This is a genomic window from Sodalis sp. C49, from assembly GCF_046352915.1.
In the GTDB taxonomy this organism is placed as follows: domain Bacteria; phylum Pseudomonadota; class Gammaproteobacteria; order Enterobacterales; family Enterobacteriaceae; genus Acerihabitans.
Genome location: NZ_CP163303.1, coordinates 1,508,610 through 1,534,741, shown reverse-complemented (window position 1 = coordinate 1,534,741; position 26,132 = coordinate 1,508,610). Strand labels below are relative to the sequence as shown.

The following is a 26,132-nucleotide window of genomic DNA, read 5'->3' as shown; positions in this document are numbered from 1 at the left end:
CTGCGGATCTTCGCCCAGCGGACGCTTTTTCAGAAATGATATGTGCCTTGGGCGCCGGCGTGGCCGCGTCCCAGATAGCCGATAATCTGGTGGGCGATGTCATATACTGGGCATCTTCTCGAACTTTTTGCGATAATCGCGTGGACTGACGGCCAGATGATGGCGAAATATGCGGGAAAAATAGAGCGGGTCGTCATAACCCACCGCCAGCGAAATCTGCGCAATGGACAGATGGGACTTCTGCAATAAATCGCAGGCGCGGGAAACGCGCTGCTTTTCCCGCCAGGCAAAGATGGTTTGTCCCATTTCGCGCTTGAACAGATGCGCCAGGCGCGACGGCGATAAAAATGTCATGCGCGCCAGATGATCGATGCGGATTTCTTCGTCAATATGTTCATTGACGTACTGGCAGAGCGACTTCACCCGGGGGTCGAGATTATGACGATTGCTTATGGGCTGCCGCTCGAAGCACATCAGGATAATGCGTTCCAGGGCATTCATCGCCAACGCGTCCGCCAGCGATTCGTTGGCCGCGTTGTGGTGGATGACCTCCTTAAACAGCAAGGTCATGTCCTCGACATTGTCATCCAGCCGCAATCTGCCGATGCCGTCCCCGGTTGCATCCCAATGCAGCCAGTCGATCCAGTAGGGGCGGGGGATAAAGTAAATCCACAGATGGTCCCAGGCGTTGCTGCCCTCGGCCCGGCCGTAGTGATGAGGAATGCCGGGGGGGAACAACAGCATATCATCCTGGCGACAGATAAAAGGCTCGGAAGGGGTATGGATCAATCCTTCGCCCTTCTGCGTCAGATGAAGCATATATCCTTTCATGCCGTTGGGCCGGTTTATGAAAAAGTCCAGCTTGCTGCCGGGTGAAATTGGCGTAAACCCCGATACCATATAGGCATTGAAGGTAAAACTTTTCATCAGCGGCGAAAAATTTACCATATCGGCATCATTCATCTTCACCATGGGTAATCCCCGATATCCTGTCTGTCCATTGCATTATGATAATAGCTACAATATCTGTTTATCTGTTTTTGCGCCCGGTATCAATCAGGGCGATAGCGCCCTGCCGATAAATCCACCGCCAGATGGTCATAGATAGCATCCAATTTATAAAAATACAAAATCAGTAAATTAATTGCCGCCAGGATAAGCGGGAAGAAAATAAACATAAACTCGATGGTATACACCACGCTTTGCGGTTGGACGGCGGCGCCCCCGCTGACGAAACCGACGGCGCCGAGTACCCAGCCGACGCTGGCGGTGCCAAGCCCCATGCCGAGGGTCTGGCCTAGGGTGCCGGCGCTGAACAGGATCCCTTCCAGGCGCAGTTTGGTGGTCCATTCACCATAATCAATCGTATCCGCCAGAAAGGCGAACATGGTGGCGCCGATACCGCAAAAGCCCACGCTGCGCACCGCGGTGGAGATGATAATAAACAGCGAATCCTGCTTATTTAATAACGGGATCAGATAGGCGACGCAGCATATCACCAGTCCCAGCATGGCCAGTTTGCGCTTGCCCAGGTGCTTCATCAGCATGGGGATTACCAGCAAGGTAAGCAATCCTGGGATGTATTGCGCCATGCTGATATAGGATATAAGCGTAACATCCTGCAGAATATATTTGGAATAATAAACGCTCACGGTCGTCAGCGCCGTCAGGCTGGTAAAGGTAACCAGCAGGTAACAGAAAATCATGATCCAGTAACGGTTGGCGCGCATCGAGCGCACTACCTGTCCCGCGGTAATATGGCGGGTATTGTCCTGGCGCACCGGCCGTATCCTTTCCCGGGTGCCCATACCGGTTATCAGCAAAAACAGCGCGGTAAAAAAACCGTAAATGCCGAATACGATGATCCATGACGTGGCCGAATTGCCAAAGAAAGCCACTAACGGCAGGGTACAGACGCCGACGGTCAGTGAACCGCAGGTGGAAAGCCCTTTGCGGAATACGCTGAGGATGCCGCGTTCATAAGCGTCGCGGGTGATCAGCGCCAGCATGGATCCATAGGCGATGTTATTGGCGGTAAAAAAGATGTTGGCCAATAGGTAGGTAACGCAAACGTAAGCCACCTTGGCGCCGTAGCTAATATCCGGCACGGTCGACATCAGGAACGCCGACAGGCCGAAGGGCACCGCGGTCCATAACAACCAGGGGCGGGCTTTGCCGTAGCGGGTGTTGGTTTTATCAATACGAATACCGATAAATATACATATTACGCCGTCAAGAGCACGGGCGAAAAACATCAGCGAACCCACCACTACCGCGGAAACGCCGACAACATCAGTATAAAAATACGCCAGAAAGGTCACCATCATGGTATACGTCAGATTGGTGCCATAATCGCCGATTCCGAAAGCCAGCCGTTCGGAAAACCTGATTTTCCCAAGGTCCTCGTTTTGAATTCTTTCGCGCATTACTCCTCCTCCACCAAAATAATGGCAACGTCCCAGTCATTGAGATTTATAATGTCGCCTTTTTTTACCGCATTATTATTCAACAACGTTGTTCCCCGGCGGCACGGCACGGAAAATTGCTGCGGTTGATGTGAATAGTTCAGATAGAACAGCACCGTTTCACCCCGGCGCGTCTCGGCGCGTTTGCGGATCACCGGGAAGCGATGTCCGGACAGTTCCGCCGCCAGCGGAAGATCGCCCAGCACATAAGCGTACAGTTGTTCCAACGCGGCCGGCGAAAGCGGACAGCCGATATACACGGCGGAACCTTTGCCGTATCGGTTGCGGGTAATTGCCGCATATTTACCCCAGTACTGATGCTGGTAGCGTGCGATCACTTCAACGCTTGGGGTGTCGGCTTCCAACAGCTCCATCCAGTCCTCTATCCTGGCGTCTGCGGCGTTTAATTGCAGCACATCGGAGCTGAGAGACACGCTTTCCGGCGCGGCAAACAGCTGATAGGTCACGCCGCAGGCCTCAGAAATAATGCCGGGTTGGGGTAGGGTCCTGACCTTCAGATGCTCGTTGGCAAAGCCGGATTTAAAGGAGTAAATCATGTGGCCGCCCGCGGCGACATATTGGTTCAGGCGGGTCAGCACCGCGTCCGATGCCGCGTAGAGTAGCGGGGCCACCAGTAAATCGTAGCGGTCGATGCGCGCATCGTCGGCGCTGAGAATATCCACTTCGATATTAAGACGGTATAAAGCGTCATAATATGCGCGGAACACATCATTATACTGATGCTCCGTGGGTCGGCCAAACTGATGACCCCGGTAAGGATGCCAGTCAATAGCCGTCAGGCTATCATTACTGACCAGCAACGCCACGCGATTGGTTTTTTTCAGGCCCACAAGCGCCGGCGACAATTGCGCCAGCTCTCGCCCGATACGTTGCGCTTCATGATAAACCGGGTTGGGCCGCAGATCGTGGCTAAGCAACCCTTTCCAATAGGTTTCATAGGAATTGTGAATGGAGTGCCAGTGCCAGTAGCCCACCAGCCTGGCCCCGGAGGCGATATGGCTAAAGGCTTGCAACCGCAACTGGCCCGGATAAGGCGTCCATTCCTTGAAGGCCTGCGCCTGCGTTTCCAGCACCAGGTAATTATCGTCCTTTGTGGTACGGGCAATATCGCCGGCAAAGGCGATTTCCGCCCCGGTCAGGCGATCCTGGCTGGGATGATAAACATCAATGCCGGTAATAGTCAGCGTAGCGGCCGCCGCAAAATGGTCCACTTCACTTCGGATGCCAAAAGAATATGTGCGCCAGTCAAAATCGAAATTATGGGTAATAAACTGCGCGTCTGATTTATATTCTCCGACAATACCTGCCTGCCAGTGAAGAAAATCCGTAACCAGCCCGCGCTGGAACTTTTGAAATTCCGCTCCCAGGCTGGCATTGATGGTGCCCTCCACGGAAGGAAAATCCTCCCAGGCATCGACGCGGTTGCTCCAGTAATCAAGACCGAACGCTTTGTTTAACCGATCAAGATCGTTATTAAAAATTGATTTTAGATATTTAACGAAATCTTGCTGCACATGGCTGCCGGATGTTTCGTAATATTTTGTTTCATTATCAATTTGAAAGCCAATCACGGCGGGATGATGTGCTGTCGCCGCCATCAGCTTGCGAATAATTCTTTCCGCATATCGCAAATAAATAGGGCTGGTAATATCCATTTTTTGTCGAGGCCCGTATTTATTGATGCCATGAGGCGTCGTGGCCATTACGGAAGGATGTTTTTTTACCAGCCATGCCGGGATGGCGTAAGTGGGTGTTCCTATTATAACGGCAATGCCGTTTTTATGCATTTTATCCATTACTGTCAGTACAGATGAAAAATCAAATATGCCATCCTGTTTTTCGTAAGTACTCCAGGTGCTTTCCGCTATACGTACATAATTTATTCCAGCGTCTTTCATCATCTTGATATCATCATCAAGTCTTTCTTCTGGCATATATTCACGATAATAAGCGACGCCATATAAAAATTTATCCATTAATATCCCTTAGGGGCGGTGATTGCTAGGGCTAACATATCCCAATTGCTGCTGATAAAAATTAAATTAGCTGCCGCAGACATAGAGAAAACTGCTGCCGGGAATTTGTTATGATCCGCGTCACAAAACGCCAATGCCGGCCACGCGGCCGCCGCGCGCGCCTGGTCATGCCCAGTCCGTGCCGGGTCGGCTGGCTTTTCACTCTTGACTACAAAAATAGCGGGGGGTTTGGCTTAAGATTTTTGTAGAAGGTTATCAACGATATCACTGTAAAAAGACATGGCGCCGGCGGCAAGGTGCTAAGCTTTTATTTGTTGCCTGCCAAGTCCCGCCTCTACTTGCCCGCCCCGGGGGCGGGAAGGCGGTGGTGGTTGGCTTTACGGAGCTTAAAAGGAACGTCTTGCCATGTCTTTAACTCTTTATCCCCGCCATGGTTTCATTACTGCGCCGTCAGGCGCTGGCACGCGATGCTGACGTCAGGAGAGACAGCGCCCGATCCCCTAAGCCGGTTCCAGCCCGCCACCCGGGACTGGTTCGCGGCCACCTTCGACGCGGCCACGCCCGCGCAGCAGGCGGCCTGGACGGCGATTGGCGCCGGCGACAGCACGCTGGTCATCGCGCCCACCGGTTCGGGCAAGACGCTGGCGGCCTTTCTGCACGCCATCGATGGATTGTTCCGGGAGCGCGAACGCGACCCCGCGCGCGCGCGCCAGACCGCCACCCGGGTGGTTTACATTTCGCCCATTAAGGCGCTGGGCGCCGATGTGCGGCGCAACCTGAGCGTGCCTTTGGATGGCGTCAGCGCCAGGCGCCGGCGGCGCGGCGATCCCGAGGTGACGCTGACGGTGGGTATGCGCACCGGCGACACGCCCGCCGCTGAACGCGCCGGCCTGCAAAGACGGCCGCCGGATATCCTGATCACCACGCCCGAGTCGCTGTATCTGATGCTTACCTCCAGGGCGCGCGAGACCTTGCGCGGCGTGACCACGGTGATTATCGACGAGATCCACGCGGTGGCCGGCGGCAAACGCGGTTCGCATCTGGCGCTGAGCCTGGAGCGCCTGGATGCTTTGCTGCCCGCGCCGGCGCAGCGTATCGGCCTGTCGGCGACGGTGCGCCCGGTGGAACGCGTGGCCCGTTTCCTGGGCGGCGCGCTGCCGGTGACGGTGGTTAACCCGCAGTCCAGGCGGCCCCTTGCGATGCGCATCGTGGTGCCGGTGGAGGATATGACCGCGATACCGGCGCGCGACGACGCCGCGCCGGAGATGCGGGCTACCGGGCGCGCGGGGTCGATCTGGCCGCATGTGGAAGCCAGCATCCTCGAGCAAATCCTCGCCTGCCGTTCCACCATTGTCTTTACCAATTCCCGCGGCCTGGCCGAGAAACTGACGGCCAGGCTCAATGAACGCTATGCCGAGCGCGCCGCCGTCTCGCCATTGCAGCAGGAGACGGCCGCGCATTACCTCTCAAATTCGGGCGGCACCGGCAAGCGCGCCGCCGGCGAACCGCCGACCGTCGCCCGGTCCCATCATGGCTCGGTGTCGAAAGAGCAGCGGGCGGAAATTGAAATGGCGCTTAAATCCGGCGAGCTGCGCTGCGTGGTCGCCACCTCCAGCCTGGAACTCGGTATCGACATGGGACTGGTGGATCAGGTTATCCAGGTCGGCGTGCCGCCAACGGTCGCCAGCGCGCTGCAGCGGGTGGGGCGCGCCGGCCATCAGGTGGGCGGCATTTCTTCCGGGGTGGTTTATCCGCGTACCCGCCGTGATGTGATCGATGCCGCCGTGACGGTGGAGCGCATGCTGGCCGGACGGCTGGAATCCGTGGCCCCGCCGCGTAACCCGCTCGATGTGCTGGCGCAGCAGACCGTGGCCGCGGTGGCCATGGAACCGCTGAATATCGAGGAGTGGTTCCTGCGGGTGCGGCGCGCGGATCCGTTTCGCGCCCTGCCGCGCAGCGCCTTCGACGCTACTCTGGATATGCTGGCCGGCCGCTATCCGTCGGAGGCGTTCGGCGAGTTTCGCCCGCGGCTGGTCTGGGATCGGGCGAGCGGTTTGCTTACCGCCCGCCCGGGGGCGCAGCAATTGGCGGTGATCAGCGGCGGCACCATTCCCGATCGCGGCATGTTCAGCGTCGTCTTGCCGCAAGGCGAGGAAAAAAGCGGCGCGCGTCGGGTCGGCGAGCTTGACGAGGAGATGGTCTACGAGTCGCGGGTCAACGATGTGATAACCCTGGGCGCCACCTCCTGGCGCATCCAGCAGATTACCCACGATCAGGTGGTGGTGGTCCCGGCGCCGGGCCGCTCCGCCCGCCTGCCGTTTTGGCACGGCGACAATGCCGGCCGGCCGGCCGAACTGGGGGAGGCCATCGGCGTCTTCCTGCGCGAGGCGGAGGCGGCGACGGCGGGCATCCGCGGCCCGTTGGCGCAGGACCACCCGCTGGCGGCGCGGCTTAAGGCCGCGGGTCTGGATGATAACGCCATCACTAATCTGGTCGAACTGGTGGCGGAGCAACGCGACGCCACCGAGGTGCTGCCCACCGATCAAACGCTGGTGATTGAGCGCTGCCGCGACGAGAGCGGCGACTGGCGGGTCATGCTGCACTCGCCTTATGGCCAGCGCGTGCACGGCCCCTGGGCGCTGGCCATCGCCGCGCGCGTCCATCAGCGCTTAAAAGTCGACCCCGCCGTCGTCGCCAGCGACGACGGTATTATTGTCCGCATACCGGACAGCGTCGGCCGACTTCCCGGCGCGGAACTGTTCGTGTTCGATCCCCATACGCTGCCGCAAATCGTCACCGATGCGGTGGGGCAGTCGGCGCTGTTTATCGCCCGCTTTCGCGAATGCGCGGCGCGCGCCTTGCTGCTGCCGCGTCGGCGCCCCGGCAAACGCTCGCCGTTGTGGCAGCAGCGCTTGCGCGCCGGTCAGCTGCTGGAAATTGCCCGGGAGCATGACGATTTTCCGCTGATCATCGAGACCGCCAGGGAATGTTTGCAGGACGTATATGATCTGGGGGCATTGCAGGCGCTGATGCAGCGCATCAATGACGGCGCGGTGCGCATGCGGGAGGTTACCACCGAGATCCCCTCGCCGTTTGCGGCTAATCTGCTGTTCGGGTATGTGATTGAGTTTATGTACCAGGGCGATGCGCCGCTGGCGGAACGACGGGCGTCCGTACTGTCGCTGGACAGCGGCCTGCTCGGCGAACTGCTGGGTCAGGTGGAGCTTGGCGAGCTGCTCGACCCCCGGGTGGTGGAACGGGTCGGGGAGGAATTGCAGCGCACCGCCGCCGCTCGGCGCGCAAAGGGCGCTGAAGGGGTGGCCGACCTGTTGCGCGAGCTCGGTCCCCTGTCGCGCGCGGAAATCGCCGCGCGCCTGGCCGATGGGGGCGGTGCCGGCGATTATCTGGCGCAGCTGGCGGCGGCGGCGCGGATTATTCCCGTGCGCATCGCGGGCGAGGCGCGCTGGGCCGGCATAGAAGATGCCGCCCGCCTGCGCGATGCGTTGGGGGTAACTTTACCGCCGGGCATTCCGGCCGCGTTTTTGCAGGCGGCCGGCGATCCCCTGCGCGAGCTGCTCAGCCGCTATGCGCGCACGCACGCGCCTTTTACCCCGGCGCAGGCGGCGGCGCACTTTGGGCTAGGCGTGGCCATTGTGAATGAGCAACTGGAGCGCCTGCGCGATCAGGGCAGGGTGTTACCCTGCAACGTCGCGGGCGGGCCCGGACCGGACACCGACTCCGGCGCGCCCGCCGACGGCGGCCAGCAGCGTCGGTGGGTGTGGGATGAGGTATTCCGCCGTTTGCGGGCGCGCTCTTTGCAGGCGGCGCGCGAGGCGACCCGGCCGGTGCCGCGCGAGGCCGTGGTGCGGCTGGTGCTGGAGCGCCAGGGCGTACTGACCGACGCCGCCGCGCCGGCGTCGGATCCCGACCCGTCCGCCGCGCTCGGCGCATTTGAAGGCGTCGAGGGCGTCGCCCGGGTCATCGAGCAACTGGCGGGGGTCGCGTTGCCGGCTTCGCTGTGGGAACGCCAGATTTTGCCCGCCAGGGTCCATGACTATCATCCGTCGATGCTGGATGAGCTGATTGCCGCCGGCGAGGTGGTTTGGGCCGGCCATGGCGCGCTTGGCGACGACGATGGACTGGTCTCCCTGCATCTGCGCGAAAACGCCGGCGCAACGCTGCCGCGGGTGAATGATGAGGCCGGCGCGTCAACCGCCTCCGCGCTGCAACAGTCCATTCTCGCCGTGCTGGCCGATGGCGGCGCCTATTTTGTCCGTCAACTGGCGCCGCTCGTCCAGGCGCGCCTGGCGGCTGGGCCCGGCCAGGAGGCCGGGGCGGAAATAGCGCCCGCTGAAATGGCGGAAACCGTTTGGGATCTCGTCTGGCAAGGCCGTCTCACCAGCGACACCTGGTCGCCGCTGCGCGCGCTGACGGGGATACGCCCGCCCACCCGTTCACGCCCGGCCCGCGCCCCACGGCACCGGCGCCAGGTGGCGGGCTGGGTACCGGTGTGGGCGCCGGCCAAACCGGTATCGGCGCGGAACGCCCGGTTCGGCGATGCGGTCCTGGCCGGCCGCTGGTCATTGCTGGCCGGCGAGGCGGCCAGCCCGACCCTCAGGATGCTGACCCAGGTCGAGAATCTGTTCGACCGCTATGGCGTGGTAAGCCGCGGGGTGGCGATGGCCGAGCAGGTGCCGGGAGGCTTTCCCGCGCTGATGCCGGTGCTGCGGCGGATGGAAGAGGCGGGCCGCGTGCTGCGTGGGCGTTTTATCACCGGCCTGGGCGCCGCGCAGTTTGCCGATAAGGACTGTATTGAACGCCTGCGTGAATTGGCGCAAACCGATGCGGCGTCCGGCGAACCGGTGGCGGTGGCGCTGTCGGCCAGCGATCCGGCCAATCCCTTCGGCTGGCTGTTGCCCTGGCCGTCCAACCCGGCAGACCTGCGTCCGGCCCGGCGCGTCGGCGCCATGGTGGTGATCTGCAACGGCAGGCTGGCATACTATCTGGCGCAAAGCGGCCGCCAGCTGTTAACCTTTATCGATAACGACGACATCGGATGGCGGGCCGGCGGTTTGCGCGCGCTGGCCGCCGCGCTGCAGCGCGAGAAACGCCGCGTGTTTACGCTTGAGGATGTCGACGGCCGGCCGGCGCATGGCAGCCCGGTCGCGGACGCTTTGTCCGCGGCCGGATTCTCGCGCGTGCCCAAGGGATATGCCTGGTATGGGTGAACCGGGCACCCGGGGAGGGCCACGGCGCGGTATAGCGCCTGTGGCACCCCAGCCCAGGTTCCGCAGGAAGGGTTGGCAAGGCTTACCGCACCCGACCTGGCCTTGCCATGCCGCCGCCCTGATTTACCGCCGCGCCAGTATCAGCCCGCCGGTATCCGCCGCTGCCCGGTATTCGCCATAATCCGCCAGGGCAAGGTGGCGAACCCGCATCGGATGGCGGTGCGTCGCCGTGATGACCACCACCCTGGCCCCCGCCGCTTCAGCCGCGGCAATCCCGGCCGGCGCGTCTTCGAACACCAGGCACCGGCCGGCGTCGACCCCCAGCCGATCGGCGGCCATCAGGTAGCAGTCAGGCGCGGGTTTGCCGCGGACCACGTCTTCGGCGCTTATCAGCAGCGCAGGCACCCTCAGTCCGGCGGCCCGCAGGCGGCGCAAGGCCAGTTCCCGCGGGGCGGATGTAACGATAGCCCAGCGGTCCGGTGGCAGCGCGGCCAGGAAATCCGGGGCATGGGCAATCGGGACGATGCCGTCGGTATCCTCGATCTCCGCCTGGGTGATTGCCCGGGCCTCGGCCTCGGGGTCGACGCCCGGCAGGTTCAGGCGGCGAATGGTTTCGACACTGCGCACCCCGTGGATGGTGGGCAGAAACGTCGCCACGTCCAGCCCGTGCCGCGCGGCCCAGCGCGACCAGACGCGTTCGGCCGAGGCAATGGAGTTGAGCAGGGTGCCGTCCATATCGAACAGGAAAGCGGCAAAGCGCTGGTCTGTGTACATAGTCTCTCCGGGATAGGTTTGCGGCGCCCCGCCTATGGCGCCGTTGCGGGCGGGACAATCCGGGCGTATGCCAGTATCAACGACAGTCTCGGCAAGATCAACGGCCGCAATAGCCGACATGCCAGCGCCGCAATATCAGTCGGCCGTCTTTTACCTCATTCCCCCCCGGCCCGTTAAATGGCGCGCGCAGGCGGTCAATCGGTGAAGTCGGTCGCTTGCGCCGTTCCCTGCCAGGCATGGATGTCTGCACGCACATCCTGCATCTTCTGCAATGCCAGTTCATTGGCGATGCCTTACGACGCACCCGTAATGAACCCTATTTTCTCAGTTGTTTTCATGATATGTCCCTTGATTAAGGTCATGGCCACCGCGCCGACGGGATAGCCTGCTTTGTCCATGCTGGACGTTTTGCGTGATATTCCGGATATCCCGCGCACCCCTTGCAACTGCGAAGGGTTGATAAATCAGTAGGGACTGGCCGTGGGTCGAACGACTATTTCGCTAACGTCGACATCGTCGGGCTGCGCGATCGCATAGGCTATGGCGCGCGCGACGGCATCCGGCGTTAATGCGATGCGGCGGAATTCGCGCATGGCGTTGCGGGCCGTTTCGTCGGAAATCTGGTCGGCCAGTTCCGATTCGACCACGCCCGGGCAGATAACCGTTACGCGGATCGCGTCGGACTCTTGGCGCAGGCCGTCGGAGATGGCGCGTACCGCGTATTTGGTTGCGCAGTACACCGCCGCCGTGGGCGATACCGACAGCCCGCCGATGGAAGACACGTTGATCACCTGGCCATGGCCCTGTTGCGTCATGACGGGCAGCACCGCCGCGATGCCGTGCAGGACGCCGCGGATATTCACGTCGATCATCCGATCCCACTCGTCCACCTTGCGCGCGGCCAGAGGCGAAAGCGGCATGACGCCCGCATTGTTGACGATGACGTCGATGCGGCCAAAGGTCTCTTGGGCAAACCTGGCAAAGTCATCGACGTCCTTTGCCGATGTGACATCGAGCGCCCGAAAGCAGACCGAGCCGCCGCCGGCCTGGATCTCCCCGGCCAGTGCGGCCAGCCGCTCCGTGCGGCGGGCGCCGATGACGAGCTGGTGTTTCTGGCTGGCGAGAAGCCGCGCGGTGGCCTCGCCGATGCCGCTGCTGGCGCCGGTAATAAGGATGACTTTGGATTCTGTAGCTACGGTCATAATGGTTAACTCCTTTTCAGTGGGTTATCTCGCGGCGCAGCACCATGCCGGCGTGGTATAAAACGCCGTCACGGAAGTCGCCGTCGGCGGAAAAGCCGGTATCGTCGCAATACAGGATATGATCGCCTTCAATGCGGTAGCTGCCCCGATAGGCGCTTTTGCGCGTGCCCCGGGCCTCGTCGTAGCGGCCGTTGGCAAGCAGCTCATGGCGAATGTAGCCATCGGCTGTCACCCAAACGCCGACGTACCTGTTGTGATTCATGACGGGTGCCTCCTGTGTCCTGGCAACAATAACGGGCCGAAGGCCTATAGTAGGAGCGGGGCGCCGTTGCGGGAATAGCCATGGCTATTGCATCATTGCCTATTCCTATTGCGCTGGTGATTTATTTCCCTTAAGGTTGGCGAAACGATGGCTGATTCCTCTGAACGGCCGCAACGGGAGACGATGGCATATGGCGGCAATCGAGGACACCACCACCCAGCGGATGTCGGCGCTGCTGATGCAATTGGCGCCCAATGAGGGCTACACGCTGTCCGCGCTGGATGCCGTTCGCTTTATGCGCTCGGACCGGCCTTTGGGACGAACGCCCGTTTTATACGAACCGAGCATCGTGATTGTTTGTCAGGGACGTAAGCGCGGCTTTCTGGGCAGCGATGTCTATGTTTATGACGCCCAGCATTACCTGGTATTGTCGGTGCCCTTGCCCTTTTCCACCCAAACCGAGGCGAGCGCATCCGAGCCGATGCTGGCCGTCGCCATAAGCTTAGATCTGACGCAAGTGGCCGATTTGATGTTGCAAATAAATCATTCTGGCCCGCAGGCCGTGCCCGGCATGCCCTTGGGTATCGCCTCGACCCCGCTGAGCGGCGCATTGGCCGATGCCACGCTGCGATTGCTTGAAATCATGACCTGTCCGCGCGACGCGCACATATTGGGCCCCGCGGTGGTGAGGGAGATTTATTACCGCGTACTGGTCGGGGAACAAGGGGGCGCCATGCGGGCGGCTTTGGCGCATCAGGGCCAGTTCGGCCGCGTTGCCAAGGCATTGCGCCGGATCCATGCCGATTATGCGCAGTCATTGGATGTCGCGCATTTAGCCGGCGAAGCCGGCATGAGCGTGCCTGCCTTTCATGCCCATTTCAAGACGGTGACCCAAACATCGCCCATCCAGTACATCAAGTCGACGCGATTGCACCAGGCCCGGCTACTGATGATCCGTGATGGCCTGACCGCGGCATCCGCTTCGTCCCGGGTCGGCTATGACAGCCCCTCGCAGTTCAGTCGCGAATTCAAGCGATTCTTTGGCCGCAGCCCCATGGAAGAGGTTCGCGATATGAAGGCGTCGTTTTCGTTGTCCCCCGCAAAGCCCCTTTCCGAGTTTACCCTGGCGCACTGAGCGCCGTCCCTGACGTCCAGCAATACCCTGACGCATCCACACGACTGGCGGCGATTCGGTTAGCCGGTTTCCGGTTAACCTTTACCGGATTTGTACTTTTGCATCCGTCCATGCCTTGGTTAGAGTTATACCTCTGTTTAGTTATTGGATAGTCAGGTAAAAGTTAATGGATGCCTTAATTCCGGTAGTGGATCACGCGGTGATTAACGTCGCGGGCAAGCTTGATGAAACGCAGCGATTATTTACGCTTTTAGGGTTCCAGTTGACGCCGCGCGGTCACCATTCCCTGGGCTCCAGCAACCATCTGGCCATTTTTGGCGAAAACTATTTTGAGCTGCTGGGGTTTGAGGCGGGCAACGCCGATAAACGCCAGGACCTGTGGAACGCGCCCCTCGGGCTCACCGGCCTGGTGTGGAAAACCACTGACGCCGATGCGGTCTACCGCCATCTGCAATCCGTCGGTCTGGCCGGCGATCCCCCCGCCTCATTTTTCCGTCCCGTGACGCTGCCCGACGGCAGCCGGCCTGAAGCCCGTTTTCGTACCGTCAGGCTGGCCGCCGGGCGGATAAAAAACGGCCGCAGTTTTTTTTGCCAGCATGAAACGCCGGAACTGGTCTGGCGCGCCCCATGGCGCCGGCATCCCAACGGCGTCGTCGATATCAGCGCCTTTGTGATTGCCGCGGCCGACCCCGCGGCGGTGGCCGGCCTTTACGGCACGCTGTTTGGTCATAAGGCTATTCATGACGACGGCCAGGGCGGCTATTGGCTGCAGGCGGGCAAAACCCGGGTGCGATTTATCACCCCGCAGCGGGCCGCCGGGCTGTATGGGCCGGTCCCGGCAGGCGAAAACGGCGCCGAGCGCATGGTGGCGCTGGAATTTGCGGTCTCGTCGCTGAGCGCCACCACCGACTATTTTCAGCGCAGCGGCATCCAGGCCTTATCCCCGGCGCCGGATACCTTGCTGGTTAGCGCCGACCACGCTTTCAATGTCGCCCTGCTGTTCGCAGCCTCTTGATTTTCTTTATTTTAAGGTTCGTTAAGCATGAAAGCCATCGTATTACGTGAACATGGCGGTAATGAGAAGCTGCGGCTGGAAAACGCTTTTCCCGATCCCATCGCCGGCAGGGGGGATGTGGTGCTGCGCGTGCGCGCCTCCTCACTCAATTACCATGATGTGTTTACCCGGCGCGGCATGCCGGGCATTACGCTGCCCCTGCCGCTGATTATCGGCCTGGATGTGGCCGGCGAGATCGTCGCCCTGGGCGAAGGGGTGACCGGTTGGCATATCGGCGACCGCGTGGTGGTGGACCCGATAAACCGGGTTGACGGCGGACTGGTGGGCGAGACCACCCACGGCGGCCTGGCCGAACTATGCCGGGTGCCGGCCCATCAGCTGATCGCTTTGCCCGATGAAATCAGCTTCGCGGAAGCGGCGGCGCTGCCGGTGGCCTACGGCACCGCCCGGCGCATGATGGTGACTATCGGCCAGATACAGGCCGGGGAAAAGGTCTTGATCCTCGGCGCCAGCGGCGGCGTCGGGGTCTGTTGCGTGCAACTGGCGAAGCTGGCCGGCGCGCAGGTGATTGCCTGCGCCGGCAGCGAGGAGAAAGCCGAACGCCTGCGCGCCGTCGGCGCCGACCATATCATCCGCTACACCGAACAGGACTTTGCCAAAGAAGTGTTCCAGCGCTTCGGCAAGCCCGCGCGGTCGCGCCACGCCGCCGTGCCGGGCGGCGTGGATGTGGTGGTCAATTTTACCGGCGGCGATACCTGGGTTAAATCCCTGCGCTGCCTGCGCGTGGGGGGGCGGCTGCTGACCTGCGGCGCCACCGCCGGTTTTAATCCCGTCGAGGATTTGCGCTACATCTGGACCTATGAATTGCAGATCCGCGGCGCCAATGGCTGGGAGCGCGATGACCTGCATCAGTTGCTGGATCAGGTGCGCGACAAACGGCTTAACGTCCTGATCGATCGCCAATGGCCGCTGGAGCAGGGCGCGCAGGCGCTGGCCTCGCTGGAGCAACGCCAGGTGATCGGCAAGGTGGTGGTGGTATGAGCGCGCGGCTGAGCAAAACGCAAATCGAGGAAAAGTTCCGATTATCGCCGTTTATCGCCTGGCTGCAGCTGCGCGTGGAGGCGGTGGATTACGATCAGCAGACCCTGACGGTAACGGTGCCGATGCGGGCGGAGTTCGAGCGCAGCGCCGGCAGCGGCCAGTGGCATGGCGGACCGCTGGCCTCGATTATCGATACCGTCGGCGACTTCGCGCTGGCGATGATGGTCGGAACCGGTTTGCCCACCATCAATTTTCGTGTCGATTACCTGCGCCCGGCGGTGAATACCTCCCTGCGGGTGGTGGCCCGCGTCAGGCGCTCAGGCCGTACCGTCGGCGTCGCCGACGTGGACGTATTTAACGGACAACAACAATTACTGGCTATCGGCCGCGCAAGCTACGCCACCGGCGTTGCACAACCGGGAGTTTCATCATGAACGGACATTTTTCACGGCGTAAATTCCTCGGCATCCTGGGGGTGGGGGGATCGCTTGCGGCGTTGTCCAGCGGCATCCCCGGCCTGGGGCTGGCGACCAACGCCAGCGCCGCCGAGGTGGCGGGCGGCGCGGCGCGCCGCGGCGGTACCCTGGTCATCTCCTGGGGGGGACTTGAGCCTCAGGCGCTGTTTGTGCCGGGCGGCGGCGGTTCGTCGCCTTTCCAGACGTCAACCAAAATACTGGAGCGTTTGCTGAAGCTCGACAATACGCTGCATTTTCAGCCGGCGCTGGCCGAATCGGTGGTGCCTGCCGCCGACTATAAAAGTTATGACATCACCCTGCGCCAGGGAGTGAAATGGCATGACGGCGCCGATTTTACCGCGGACGACGTCGTCTACAACGTTGTCGAGCATTGGAAGGCCATTTCAGCCGGTATCGCCCTGAAAGCCCTGAACGCCGCCACCGCCCTGGATGCCCATCACGTACGGCTGAGTTTTGATCATCCGGTACCTGAATTTTTCCTCAAATCCATACTGGCGGGCCAATACCAACTGCTGCTGCCGAAACATTTATACGCGGGCAGGGACATTCTGACCCATCCGCTGAATAACCAGCCGGTCGGCACCGGCCCATGGATTTTCGATAAATGGACGCGCGGCAGCTATGTGCAATACCGCCGCAACGATAGCTATTGGTCGCCCGGCCAGCCCTATCTCGACAAACTGCTGGTCAGGTGGTGGAGCGACGCGGCGTCGCGTACCGCCGCCCTGGAAACCGGGGAACTGGGACTCGGCTATTCGAACCCCGTGCCCGCCAGGGAAATCGACCGCTTGCTGAAAACCGGCCAGGTGGTGCTTGATACCAGCGGGTATGAAAACAGCGCCTGGACGGTAACGGTGGAGTTTAACCAGCGGCGCGAGGTGGTTAAGCGCCGTGAAGTGCGCCAGGCGATCCTGCATGGCATCGACCGTGATTTCATCGTCAACACGATCTATTTTGGTCGGGGGAAACCGGCGGTGGCGCCGATTTTCAGCAGCAACAGCCTGTTTTTCACCGACGACGTGCCCCGCTATGAATTTGACGTTAAAAAAGCGGCCGCCCTGCTGGATGCCGCCGGCCTGCCGGTGAAAAACGGCAGCCGGTTTACCGTCAACCTGCTGGCGGCGGCCTGGTTCGAGGAGAACGCCAAGCTGGGCCAATACCTGAAACAGGCCCTGGAAGATCTCAATATCACCGTGCGGCTCGATTCGGTGGATCGCGCCACGGCGCTGAAACGCATTTACAGCGATTACGATTATGATATCGCTATTTCCAACTTTACCGCCCCGCTGGAGCCGGTACCGACGGTAACCCAGTTTTTTACCAGCGACGGCATCGTTAAAGGCGCCGCTTTCCGCAACGCCACCGGCTATAGCAATCCGGCGATGGACGACTTGGTAAGCGCTATCACAGTGGAGGTGGACGAGGCCAAACGCCGCGCATTGATCCAGCAATTTTCCCGGCTGGCCAGCACCGACGTGCCCATCGTGCCTCTGGTGGAAATGCAGTCCTACACCCTGGCGCGCGCCAACGTCCGCAACTTCACCACTGATGCCAATGTCCAGGGCACGTCCCTGAACGACGTCTGGCTGGCGGGGTAGCGGCATGATGCGCATTATTCTGCGCCGCCTGTTGCAAGCGGTGCCGCTGCTGCTCGGGGTGGTCATCATCAATTTCGTATTGATGAAATGCGTGCCCGGCAGCCTGCTGGACGTGATGACCGCAGAACAGCAGGTTACCGACCCGGCGATGATCGAGCGGCTGCGCGCGTTATACGGGCTGGATCAGCCGGCCTGGCTGCAGTTGCTGAAGTATATCGGCGCGGTGGCCCGGCTGGATCTGGGTTTTTCCTACCGGCACAACCTGCCGGTGCTGGACGTCATCTTATCGCACCTGCCCGCCACGTTGCTGCTGATGCTGGCAAGCATCGCGGTGGCCCTGCTGGTGGGCGTCGGCGCCGGCGTGCTGGCCGCCATAAAAGTCAACAGCGCCTGGGACACACTGATATCGGCGCTGGCGGTGCTGTGTTTCGCCGCGCCGGGTTTCTGGCTCGGCATCATGATGATTATTCTGTTCTCGGTAAAACTCGGCTGGTTTCCGGTGGGCGGGATGGAAACCATCGGCGCCGATGAGCGGCCCTGGGGACGGGTGGCGGATATCGTCCATCATCTGGTGCTGCCGGCGCTGACCCTGGGCCTGTTTTATGCCGCGACCTACGCGCGGGTGATGCGCGCCTCGATGCTGGAAATCGCCCAGCTGGATTTTGTGCGCGCCGCCAGGGCCAGGGGCCTGAGCCGGCTGCGGGTAATAACCGGGCATATGATGCGCAATGCCCTGTTGCCGGTGGTAACCCTGTTCGGCCTGCAACTGGGCACCGTGCTGGGCGGCAGCGTCGTGGTGGAATCCGTGTTCAGCTGGCCCGGCATCGGCCAGGTCCTGTTCGACAGCGTGATGAGCCGCAATTTTCCCGTGGTGATGGGGGTGCTGGTGCTTAGCTCGCTGGTGGTGATCGTGGTGAATATCCTGGTGGACGTGGCGTATTCCCGCCTGGACCCGCGGATTGGGAGCTGAAATATGTCTGTAGTCGTCCCCCTGTTGCCCGCCGCCGCGCCGCGCCTGGCGCTGCTGCGCCGGTTTTGCCGCCATCGCGGCGCGGTATGCGGCGCGCTGATTGTGTTGGTCATCGCCGCCGCCGCGCTGCTGGCGGGCTGGCTTTATCCCGTCGACCCGCTGCGCATTGTGGCCATGCCGGAGATTTGGCCCTTTACCGATTGGCGCTATCCGCTGGGCACCGACTCCCTGGGTCGCGACATCACGGCGCTTATCGTCCACGGCGCGCGCGCCACCCTGCTTATCGGGCTGGTGGCCAGCCTGGTGGCCACCACGCTCGGCGTGGCCGTGGGAGCCGCCGCCGCCTGGTTTGGCGGCTGGATCGACGAAGTGCTGATGCGCATCGCCGAGCTGTTCCAGATCATTCCCAACGTGGTGTTTGTGCTGACCGTGGTGGCGGTGCTGGGCCCGCGGATAGAAAACATTATTATCGCCGTCGGCCTGGTTTCCTGGCAGCCCATCGCCCGGCTGACCCGGGCCGAATTCCTGTCTTTCAAGGATCGCGAGTTCGTGCTTGCGTGCCGGGCCTGCGGCATGGGCAATCTGCGCATCGCCCTGGGCGAAATCCTGCCCAATGTCATGCCGCCGGTGATCGTGCTGTCGTCGCTGGTGGTTGCCGGGGCGATCTTGTACGAATCCGTTATCTCCTTCCTCGGCCTTGGCGATCCCAATCTGGCCAGTTGGGGCCGGCTGGTGGGGGAAGGGCGCACGCTTATCCGCTCCTCTTGGTATATCTGCGCGGTGCCGGGCGTGGCGATTATGCTGGCGGTGCTGGCGCTGAACCTGATTGGCGACGGGCTGAACGATGCCCTGAACCCGAAGCTCAGGGATCGCCTATGAGCAGCGTGCTGGAGGTCAGCGACCTGCGCGTCGAACTGCGCGGGCGCCAGGGCAGCGTGACCGCGCTGGACGGTATCTCCCTGGCCCTCGCGGCTGGCGAAACCCTGGCGGTGGTGGGCGAGTCGGGCTGCGGAAAATCCCTTACCGCGCTGGCGCTGATGGGGCTGCTGCCCACCCCCCCGGCGCATTTGAGCGGCGGAGAAATACGGTTTGAAGGACAAAATCTGGTGGCGCTGGGCGAAAGGCGGATGCGGCAACTGCGCGGCAATCGGCTGGCGATGATTTTTCAGGACCCGATGAGCTCGCTTAATCCGGTGAAAACCGTCGGCGATCAGCTGGGCGAGGTCTTGCGGGTGCATTTAGGCCTGTCGCGGCGCGAAGCCTGGCGCCGCGGCGTCGCCCTGTTGGAGCAGGTACATATTCCCGACCCGGCCAGGCGCATGGATGAATATCCGCATCGATTATCGGGCGGCATGGCGCAGCGGGTCATGATCGCCATGGCCATCGCCTGCAAGCCGGCGGTATTGATCGCCGACGAACCCACAACCGCCCTGGATGTGACCATACAGGCGCAAATACTGGCGCTGCTGCGGGAGCTGCAGGCGGATACCGGCATGGCGCTAATGCTTATCACCCACGATTTGGGCGTGGTCGCGGCCATGGCCCAGCGTGTGGCGGTGATGTATGCCGGCAAAATCGTCGAGGAAGCGCCGGTGCTGGAACTGTTCGACTATCCGCTGCATCCCTATACGCAGGGACTCTTGCGCGCCACGCCGACCCCGGGACGGCCGGATGAGCGGCTGGTGGATATCCCGGGACGGGTGCCGGCCCTGGCGGAATTACCCGCGGGCTGCGCTTTTGCGGCGCGCTGCCGGCAGGCAACGCCCGCGTGCGCCCTGCAGCGGCCGGAGCTGACGCCTCTGCGTCCGGCGCACCGGGCCGCCTGCCTGGTGGCGCAGGCGCAGGCGCAGCCCGCGCCGCTACGCTGGGTCAACGGAGGCCGGCACTGATGAAACCATTGCTTAGCGTAAACAATCTGCAGGTTGGTTATCCCACCCGCGACGGGCGGGTATTCGCCCTGTCTGGGGTGGATCTGACCCTCAGCCGCGGTGAAACCGTCGGGCTGGTGGGGGAGTCGGGCTGCGGCAAATCCACCCTGGGCAAGGCGGTGATGCGGTTAATTCCCAGTACCGGCGGCAGCATACATATCGGCGATGCCGACATTACCCATTTAGGCCGCAAAGCCTTGCTACCCTATCGGGCGGATATGCAGATGATGTTCCAGGACCCGCAGGGGTCGCTTAATCCGCGCCAAAGCGTGGGAAAAAGCATCGGCCGGCCGCTTGAGGCGGCGGGCTGGCAGGGGGCGGCAATCCGGCGGCGGGTCGGCGAGCTGCTGGAACTGGTGGGATTGCCCGCGGCGGCGTCCTCACGGTTTCCCCATGAGTTTTCCGGCGGCCAGCGTCAGCGCATCGGCATTGCCCGGGCGTTAATCCTGGAGCCTAAGGTTATCATCTGCGATGAGCCGGTCTCCGCCCTGGACGTATCGGTGCGGGCGCAGGTGATTAACCTGATGCGCGATATCCAGCAGCGCACCGGCGTGGCCTACCTGTTTATTTCCCACGATCTTTCCGTAGTGGAATATATCGCCGACCGGCTGCTGGTCATGTACCTGGGACGCATCGTTGAGAGCGGTCCCACGCGCCAGGTGTGGGCCAAACCCGCCCATCCTTATACTTCCGCGCTGCTGGCGGCGGCGCCGGTGGCGGATCCCCGCGCAGCGCGCGGCCGCAACCTGCTGACGGGCGAATTGCCCAGCCCAATTTCCCCGCCGCCCGGCTGCCCGTTTCACACCCGCTGCCCGCGCGCCAAAGAACGTTGCCGGGTGGAGCGTCCGCCGCTGCGCGCCGGCGGCGACCAACGACAGGTCGCCTGCCATTTTCCCTTATTTGACGTTGACGCCGCGCAATTACCGCCACCGGCGTTATAAAGGAGTCGCTATGCCGTTTCATCACCACAACCTGGGCGATCTGATCGTCCGCCGCGGGGATTTACAGCGTGATGCGCTGATTGACCTGGGCGATCCCGCCCGCCCGCGCCATTGGAGCCATCGGCAGATTGATGAGCTGGCCGGCGGCGTCGCCCGCTACCTGAGCGATCTTGGCCTGCCCCGGGGCAGTACCGTCGCCATCGCCTCGCTTAACAGCGCGCAATACATTGCCGCGTATTTCGGCATTATGCGGGCGGGGCTGGTCGCGGTGCCGCTCAATATCAAAGTACCGATCGAGACGCTGGAATACCTGGTGGCCGACGCGCAAATTCGCCTGGCGTTTGTGGACGAGGCGCGTTACGCGCTTTTAAAAGGCAAACTGCCGCTGGTGAACTTTGACGGCGACGGCGAGGACGCTTTCCGGCGGCGTATCAAGCCGCAGGCTTTCGACACCGTGCAACCCCTGCCGGGGGAGGTGGCGATGATTCTTTACACCTCCGGCTCCACCGGGCGGCCGAAAGGCGTGCCGCTGACCCACCAGGGGCAGCTGTGGGCGCTGGAGGCCACCCGCAGCGGCGGCGTGGAGCCGGACGCGCCGCAGGCGCGTTACCTGTTGGCGCAGCCCTTGTTTCATATGAACGGCTTATTTCTCACCAAACGGGTCTTTGCGGTTAACGGCTTGCTGGTGGTGCTGCCGGCATTCGACGCCCAGCGCTATGCCGCCGCCCTTGCCGATTACCGTATCAATATCGTCACCGCCGTGCCGACCATGTTCGCCCGGCTGTTGCGCGATCCGCGCCTGCTGGCCGGGCGGGATTACTCCGCCCTCAACCGCCTGATGCTCGGGTCCGCCCCCATGTCGCTCTCGTTGCTCAACCGTATCCAGCAGGCGTTTCCCACGGCGACCATCACCCACGGTTATGGCACCACCGAGGCGGGGCCGGCGGTGTTCGGTCCTCATCCCGACGGGTTGCCCACTCCGCCGCTGGCGCTGGGATACCCGCTTGCGGCGGGAGAAGTGAAGCTGGTGGACGGGGAAACGGAAAACGACGGCGTGCTCTGCATGCGCAACCCGGCGGTGACCCCGGGTTATCTCGGCCTGCCGGAAAAAAGCAGCCAGGTGTTTCGCGGGGGCTGGTATTACAGCGGTGATGTCATGCGACGCGATGAACAGGGATTTTATTATTTTACCGGCCGCGCGGATGATATGTTTGTCTGCTCCGGCGAGAATATTTTTCCGGTGGAGGTGGAGAAAACGCTTGAGTCCCATCCCCATGTGCGTCAGGTCTGCGTGGTACCGCTGCCCGATGAGGAGCGCAGTCAGGTGCCGGTGGCGTTTGTGGTGCTACAGCCCGACAGCGCCCTGAGCCCGGATGCCTTAAAGCAGTATGCCCTCGCGCACGGCCCGGCCTACCAGCATCCGCGGCGTATCGCCTTCCTGGCCGAATTGCCCTGGGCGGGCACCAATAAAGTGGACCGCCATGCGCTGACGCAACTGGCGCGCCTGCTGGAGGCGCGCCAGGGGTGGGATAACCCCCTGGCAGCGACGGAGCCGGACCATGCCTAAAATAGCCCTGGTCACCGGCGCCAGCCGCGGTATCGGCCGGTCCATTGCGCTGGCGCTGGCCCGACAGGGCGTGGCGGTGGCCGTGCATTATCGCCGTGCGCGGGAGGACGCGGCGCGCGTGGCCGATGACATTGAACGGGCGGGCGGCCGCGCCTTTATCCTGCAGGCGTCGCTGGAAGAGAGCACGGGCGCGCAGCTGCTGATGGACCGCCTGCAGGCTGAGTTGACCCGGCTTTTCGGCGCGCCGCGGTTTGATATCCTGGTCAATAACGCCGGGCAGGGCGGACGGGCGGCTATCGCGGAAGTCACGCCGCAGCGGCTGGCTGATACGCTGCAGGTCAATTTTATTTCGCCGTTTTTCATTATCCAGCGCGCCATCCCGCTGCTGCGGGACGGCGGGCGAATAATCAATATTTCCTCCATGAGTACCCGGGCCGCTTTCCCGGAAATGGCGGCCTATGCGCCCGCAAAGGCGGCGCTGGAAAGCCTCGGCGTGTTGCTGGCGGCTGAGCTGGGAAGCCGGGCCATCACGGTGAATGCCGTATTGCCGGGCGCGACCGCCACGGCGATGAACCCGCGCGCCGCCGATCCGCGGTCCGCGGTGGTGATCGGCCAAAGCGTGGCGCTGGGCCGGGTGGGCCAGCCGGAAGATATCGCGGAGGTGGTGGCGTTTCTGGCCGGCGAGGGCGGCCGCTGGATAACCGGGCAGCGCATCGACGCCAGCGGAGGCCAGCGATTGTAGCCGGCCCCCGGCGCCGCGCCTGAGCGCCGGCCGCGCGCCATCGGCTCCCCGCTCAGCGCCGCAGCTTATGCAGCGTCTCATGCGCCAGGCGCGTGAAATAGCGCGCCGCCGGGGCGATGAGCGCTTCCGCGGGATCGAAACGCGGATGATGCAGGCCGAAGGCGCTGGCCGAACCGATATTGACGAACGCGCCGGGCAAGCGGTGCAGATAAAAGGCAAAGTCTTCGCCGCCCATCAGCGGTGGCAGATCGTGGACCCGATAACCCTCCCGGGCCGCCACGTCCTTGGTGAAATCCGCCCATTCAGCGCTGTTTACCAGTACCGGCGGCCCGGCGTGCCAGCGCAGTTCGGCATGGGCGCCGAAGCCGGCGGCGATATGTTCAATCAGGCGGGTGATTTTTTCCGGCATCCTGGCCCGGACCGCCGTATTATGGGTGCGCACCGTGCCCTCAAGTTCCACCTGCTGCGGCAGCACATTCCAGGTATTGCCGCCGTTGATGCGCGTGACGCTTAACACCACCGATTCCAGGGCGCTAAAGGCGCGGCTGGGCAAGGTTTGCAACGCGGTGATGATATGCGCCGCCAGCACGATGCTGTCGACGCCTTCCTCGGGACGGGCGGCATGGGCGCCTTTACCGTTAACCAGGATTTCAAAGCGGTCGACGTTGGCATGCAGCGGTCCGGAACGGGTGCCGAATTCGCCCACCGGTAAATCGGGGGCGTTATGGCCGCCGAAGATCACGCTCACGCCCTCCAGCGCGCCGGCGTCGATAAGCTGCCGGGCGCCGTCGAAGGTTTCCTCGGCCGGCTGGAACAGGATCCGGACTTTACCGGCCAGATCGGCCTCCCGCTCTTTCAGCAGCAGCGCGGCGCCCAGCATAATCGAGGTGTGGATATCATGGCCGCAGGCATGCATGACGCCGGGGTTACGTGAACTGAACGGCCGGTCCGATTGCTCATCAATGGGCAGGGCGTCGATATCGGCGCGCAAGGCGACGATCGGCCCGTCGCGACGGCCGATTTCCGCGACCACGCCGGTGTTCAGCGCGAGCGGCAGGAGAGGGATGTCCGCTTCGCTTAACCATTGCCTGATTTTTTGCGTCGTCTGGAATTCGTGATTGGATAATTCCGGATATTGATGCAGCTCCCTGCGCCAACCCACCAGCTTCTCCCCTAAAATATCCGTTAAAACCTCAGATGTCATGGTCTGTCATCCCGCAAAGGCTGTTTCTTTTGTCAGACAAAAAAGCTAACAACCCCGCCAGCGCGGGTCAAAGATTAAATATGGCTGAGCTTAGGCATGAAATGGAAAAGCAAGGACGGGCGTCACCCGGTAACAGGGCGAATATTTGGCCGCGCATCCTACCCTGGCCCTATCACGCAACCTGCGCCCGGCAGTACACATTTAACTCACATTTTAATTACATCTGTCTGACTTATGCCGTCGTTTAATGGCGATTATGCGAAAACTTCATAACGAAAGCCTTGGCGGAGTAAAGCCTTTGATGAGTCTCACGGTTTAGCCGGTGGCTCTCCAGTAGGATAAGGATATGTATTATTCAGTGGCTAGAGAACTATCATGGAAACACAACTTTTACATGAATTCGTTTTATTATCGAAAACACTGAATTTTAGTAAAGCCGCGCAGAAAATGAATATCACCCAGCCGGTATTAAGCCGGCATATGAAATACTTGGAAGAATATTTTGGCGTCAGTTTTTTTAAACGCGATACCCACAAGGTCGAGCTGACTACCGCGGGAAAATTATTCACCGAAGAAGCGGGGAAAATATTATTCCAGTATGAAACTTCCATAACGGCGATTCATTCATTTACCGGGAAAAGCCGGCGCCGGCTTGCCGTGACCTTCCTGGGGGAAGCTATCCAGAAATTCTTGATTACTTTCCTGACGCAGTTCCGCGCCACCCATAACGATATCCTTATAGAATGCCGCGACAGCGAGCTGGATGAGGCCCTCGCGTTACTGGATAATCACGCCAGCGACATGGGATTTCTTATCAGGCCTAATTTTATGGCCAATGAATCGAGATTTTGCACGCTGCCTTTTCAAACCGATCCGCTGTGCGCGGTGGTCAATAAATGCCATCCCCTGGCCGGACGCGGCAGCGTTTCCCTGCGTGAGGTCAGCGAATGGCCGATAATGCGCATTGATCCCCGGGAATTTTCCTTGTCCGATGAATACAGCACCCGTTTCTTGACCATTCGTAACATTGATTTCACCCTGGATAAAGAATACCCCAATCTTAAGACCTGCTGCTTTAACCTGGAATTTAGCGACCGCGCGGTGCTCCTGATGCCCAGGCACCGCGGATACCTGACCGGCCAGAACTGCGTTATGCTGGACATTGCCGAACAGGACTGCTGGTTTAACCTGGAACTGGTGTGGGACAGCAAAAATACCAATCCCTCGGTGGCCATATTTTTGAAAGAGTTTAAATCTTTCTTGAAACAGTAAATTAAGATGCCATCCCGCTTACCCTCCCCCATGCGCTATATCAAACCTTCATTGCATTTTATCATATAGCTATATATCTCTTTATGGTCCTCTTGCGCGTAATATTTAGCCTCCTCTTTCCGCCTGTGAAAGAATTTAATTTCCTATTGATAAATATGCTGAATATAGTCCAGTTCCCTTAATGGCAATCGGCATGCGCAATACGCTATTTTCTTGTTTTTTATGATGCGGGTCACCTATGTTCTTCAGGCAAAATCTGCGCCTGCGGTAACATCGCCACAATGGTTATGTCGAAAATGCATAGCCGGAAAAATA

20 protein-coding genes are annotated in these 26,132 nt (G+C 61.4%); 13 read left to right on the top strand and 7 right to left on the bottom strand.

Annotated features, from left to right (window positions below):
* Window positions 1-99: 99 nt before the first annotated feature.
* The 3 genes from araC to ABUK12_RS06825 form a co-directional block, all read right to left on the bottom strand.
* Window positions 100-969, bottom strand: a complete 870-nt coding sequence (araC, locus tag ABUK12_RS06835) for an arabinose operon transcriptional regulator AraC (RefSeq protein WP_410016569.1) — start codon at window positions 967-969, stop codon at window positions 100-102.
* Window positions 970-1,052: 83 nt separating this feature from the next.
* Window positions 1,053-2,426: an MFS transporter gene (locus tag ABUK12_RS06830; RefSeq protein WP_410015570.1), complete on the bottom strand. Its 1,374-nt coding sequence runs from the start codon at window positions 2,424-2,426 to the stop codon at window positions 1,053-1,055.
* Window positions 2,426-4,462 (bottom strand): beta-galactosidase, encoded by a 2,037-nt coding sequence (locus ABUK12_RS06825; protein ID WP_410015569.1) that lies wholly within the window; start codon window positions 4,460-4,462, stop codon window positions 2,426-2,428. The genes ABUK12_RS06830 and ABUK12_RS06825 overlap by 1 nt, the downstream gene beginning before the upstream one ends.
* Before the next feature lie 467 nt (window positions 4,463-4,929).
* Here ABUK12_RS06825 and ABUK12_RS06820 point away from each other — a divergent pair, with 467 nt between their 5' ends.
* On the top strand, window positions 4,930-9,690 hold the full coding sequence (locus ABUK12_RS06820) for an ATP-dependent helicase (protein ID WP_410015568.1): 4,761 nt from the start codon (window positions 4,930-4,932) through the stop codon (window positions 9,688-9,690).
* 123 nt (window positions 9,691-9,813) lie between these two features.
* Here the strand turns inward: ABUK12_RS06820 and ABUK12_RS06815 are convergent, their stop codons facing one another.
* From ABUK12_RS06815 to ABUK12_RS06805, 3 genes are all read right to left on the bottom strand, one after another.
* A complete protein-coding gene (locus tag ABUK12_RS06815) occupies window positions 9,814-10,464 on the bottom strand; it encodes an HAD-IA family hydrolase (RefSeq protein WP_410015567.1) in 651 nt (216 codons plus the stop codon).
* 464 nt (window positions 10,465-10,928) lie between these two features.
* The gene (locus ABUK12_RS06810) at window positions 10,929-11,666 is read right to left on the bottom strand and encodes an SDR family oxidoreductase (RefSeq protein WP_410015566.1); all 738 of its coding nucleotides are present in this window, start codon (window positions 11,664-11,666) and stop codon (window positions 10,929-10,931) included.
* Between the two features lie 16 nt (window positions 11,667-11,682).
* Complete coding sequence (locus tag ABUK12_RS06805; RefSeq protein ID WP_410015565.1) at window positions 11,683-11,928, bottom strand: Atu4866 domain-containing protein; 246 nt, start codon at window positions 11,926-11,928, stop codon at window positions 11,683-11,685.
* Between the two features lie 190 nt (window positions 11,929-12,118).
* On the opposite strand from ABUK12_RS06805, the gene ABUK12_RS06800 reads away from it, so the two are divergent.
* The 11 genes from ABUK12_RS06800 (at window position 12,119) to ABUK12_RS06750 (ending at window position 23,341) form a co-directional block, all read left to right on the top strand.
* On the top strand, window positions 12,119-13,063 hold the full coding sequence (locus ABUK12_RS06800; RefSeq protein WP_410015564.1) for an AraC family transcriptional regulator N-terminal domain-containing protein: 945 nt from the start codon (window positions 12,119-12,121) through the stop codon (window positions 13,061-13,063).
* A gap of 166 nt (window positions 13,064-13,229) precedes the next feature.
* Entirely contained in the window at window positions 13,230-14,078 is an 849-nt protein-coding gene (locus ABUK12_RS06795; protein WP_410015563.1) for a VOC family protein, read from the top strand.
* A 27-nt stretch (window positions 14,079-14,105) separates the two neighbouring features.
* Window positions 14,106-15,119, top strand: coding sequence for a zinc-binding dehydrogenase (locus ABUK12_RS06790; protein WP_410015562.1), 1,014 nt, complete (start codon window positions 14,106-14,108; stop codon window positions 15,117-15,119).
* A complete protein-coding gene (locus ABUK12_RS06785) occupies window positions 15,116-15,553 on the top strand; it encodes a PaaI family thioesterase (protein ID WP_410015561.1) in 438 nt (145 codons plus the stop codon). The genes ABUK12_RS06790 and ABUK12_RS06785 overlap by 4 nt, the downstream gene beginning before the upstream one ends.
* On the top strand, window positions 15,550-17,193 hold the full coding sequence (locus ABUK12_RS06780; RefSeq protein ID WP_410015560.1) for an ABC transporter substrate-binding protein: 1,644 nt from the start codon (window positions 15,550-15,552) through the stop codon (window positions 17,191-17,193). The genes ABUK12_RS06785 and ABUK12_RS06780 overlap by 4 nt, the downstream gene beginning before the upstream one ends.
* A 4-nt stretch (window positions 17,194-17,197) precedes the next feature.
* Complete coding sequence (locus ABUK12_RS06775) at window positions 17,198-18,163, top strand: ABC transporter permease (protein ID WP_410015559.1); 966 nt, start codon at window positions 17,198-17,200, stop codon at window positions 18,161-18,163.
* Between the two features lie 3 nt (window positions 18,164-18,166).
* The gene (locus tag ABUK12_RS06770; RefSeq protein WP_410015558.1) at window positions 18,167-19,042 is read left to right on the top strand and encodes an ABC transporter permease; all 876 of its coding nucleotides are present in this window, start codon (window positions 18,167-18,169) and stop codon (window positions 19,040-19,042) included.
* Window positions 19,039-20,052 carry an ABC transporter ATP-binding protein gene (locus ABUK12_RS06765; protein WP_410015557.1) on the top strand — a complete coding sequence of 338 codons (1,014 nt, stop codon included), beginning with the start codon at window positions 19,039-19,041 and terminating at the stop codon, window positions 20,050-20,052. The genes ABUK12_RS06770 and ABUK12_RS06765 overlap by 4 nt, the downstream gene beginning before the upstream one ends.
* Window positions 20,052-21,032 carry an ABC transporter ATP-binding protein gene (locus ABUK12_RS06760; RefSeq protein WP_410015556.1) on the top strand — a complete coding sequence of 327 codons (981 nt, stop codon included), beginning with the start codon at window positions 20,052-20,054 and terminating at the stop codon, window positions 21,030-21,032. The genes ABUK12_RS06765 and ABUK12_RS06760 overlap by 1 nt, the downstream gene beginning before the upstream one ends.
* 10 nt (window positions 21,033-21,042) lie before the next feature.
* Window positions 21,043-22,599 (top strand): class I adenylate-forming enzyme family protein, encoded by a 1,557-nt coding sequence (locus ABUK12_RS06755; RefSeq protein ID WP_410015555.1) that lies wholly within the window; start codon window positions 21,043-21,045, stop codon window positions 22,597-22,599.
* Window positions 22,592-23,341: an SDR family oxidoreductase gene (locus ABUK12_RS06750; RefSeq protein WP_410015554.1), complete on the top strand. Its 750-nt coding sequence runs from the start codon at window positions 22,592-22,594 to the stop codon at window positions 23,339-23,341. Before ABUK12_RS06755 ends, ABUK12_RS06750 begins: the two co-directional genes overlap by 8 nt.
* Window positions 23,342-23,393: 52 nt before the next feature.
* Here the strand turns inward: ABUK12_RS06750 and ABUK12_RS06745 are convergent, their stop codons facing one another.
* A complete protein-coding gene (locus tag ABUK12_RS06745; RefSeq protein WP_410015553.1) occupies window positions 23,394-24,545 on the bottom strand; it encodes an amidohydrolase in 1,152 nt (383 codons plus the stop codon).
* Between the two features lie 375 nt (window positions 24,546-24,920).
* Between ABUK12_RS06745 and ABUK12_RS06740 the strand changes: the two genes are divergently transcribed.
* Window positions 24,921-25,817, top strand: a complete 897-nt coding sequence (locus ABUK12_RS06740) for a LysR family transcriptional regulator (protein WP_410015552.1) — start codon at window positions 24,921-24,923, stop codon at window positions 25,815-25,817.
* Window positions 25,818-26,132: the final 315 nt, after the last annotated feature.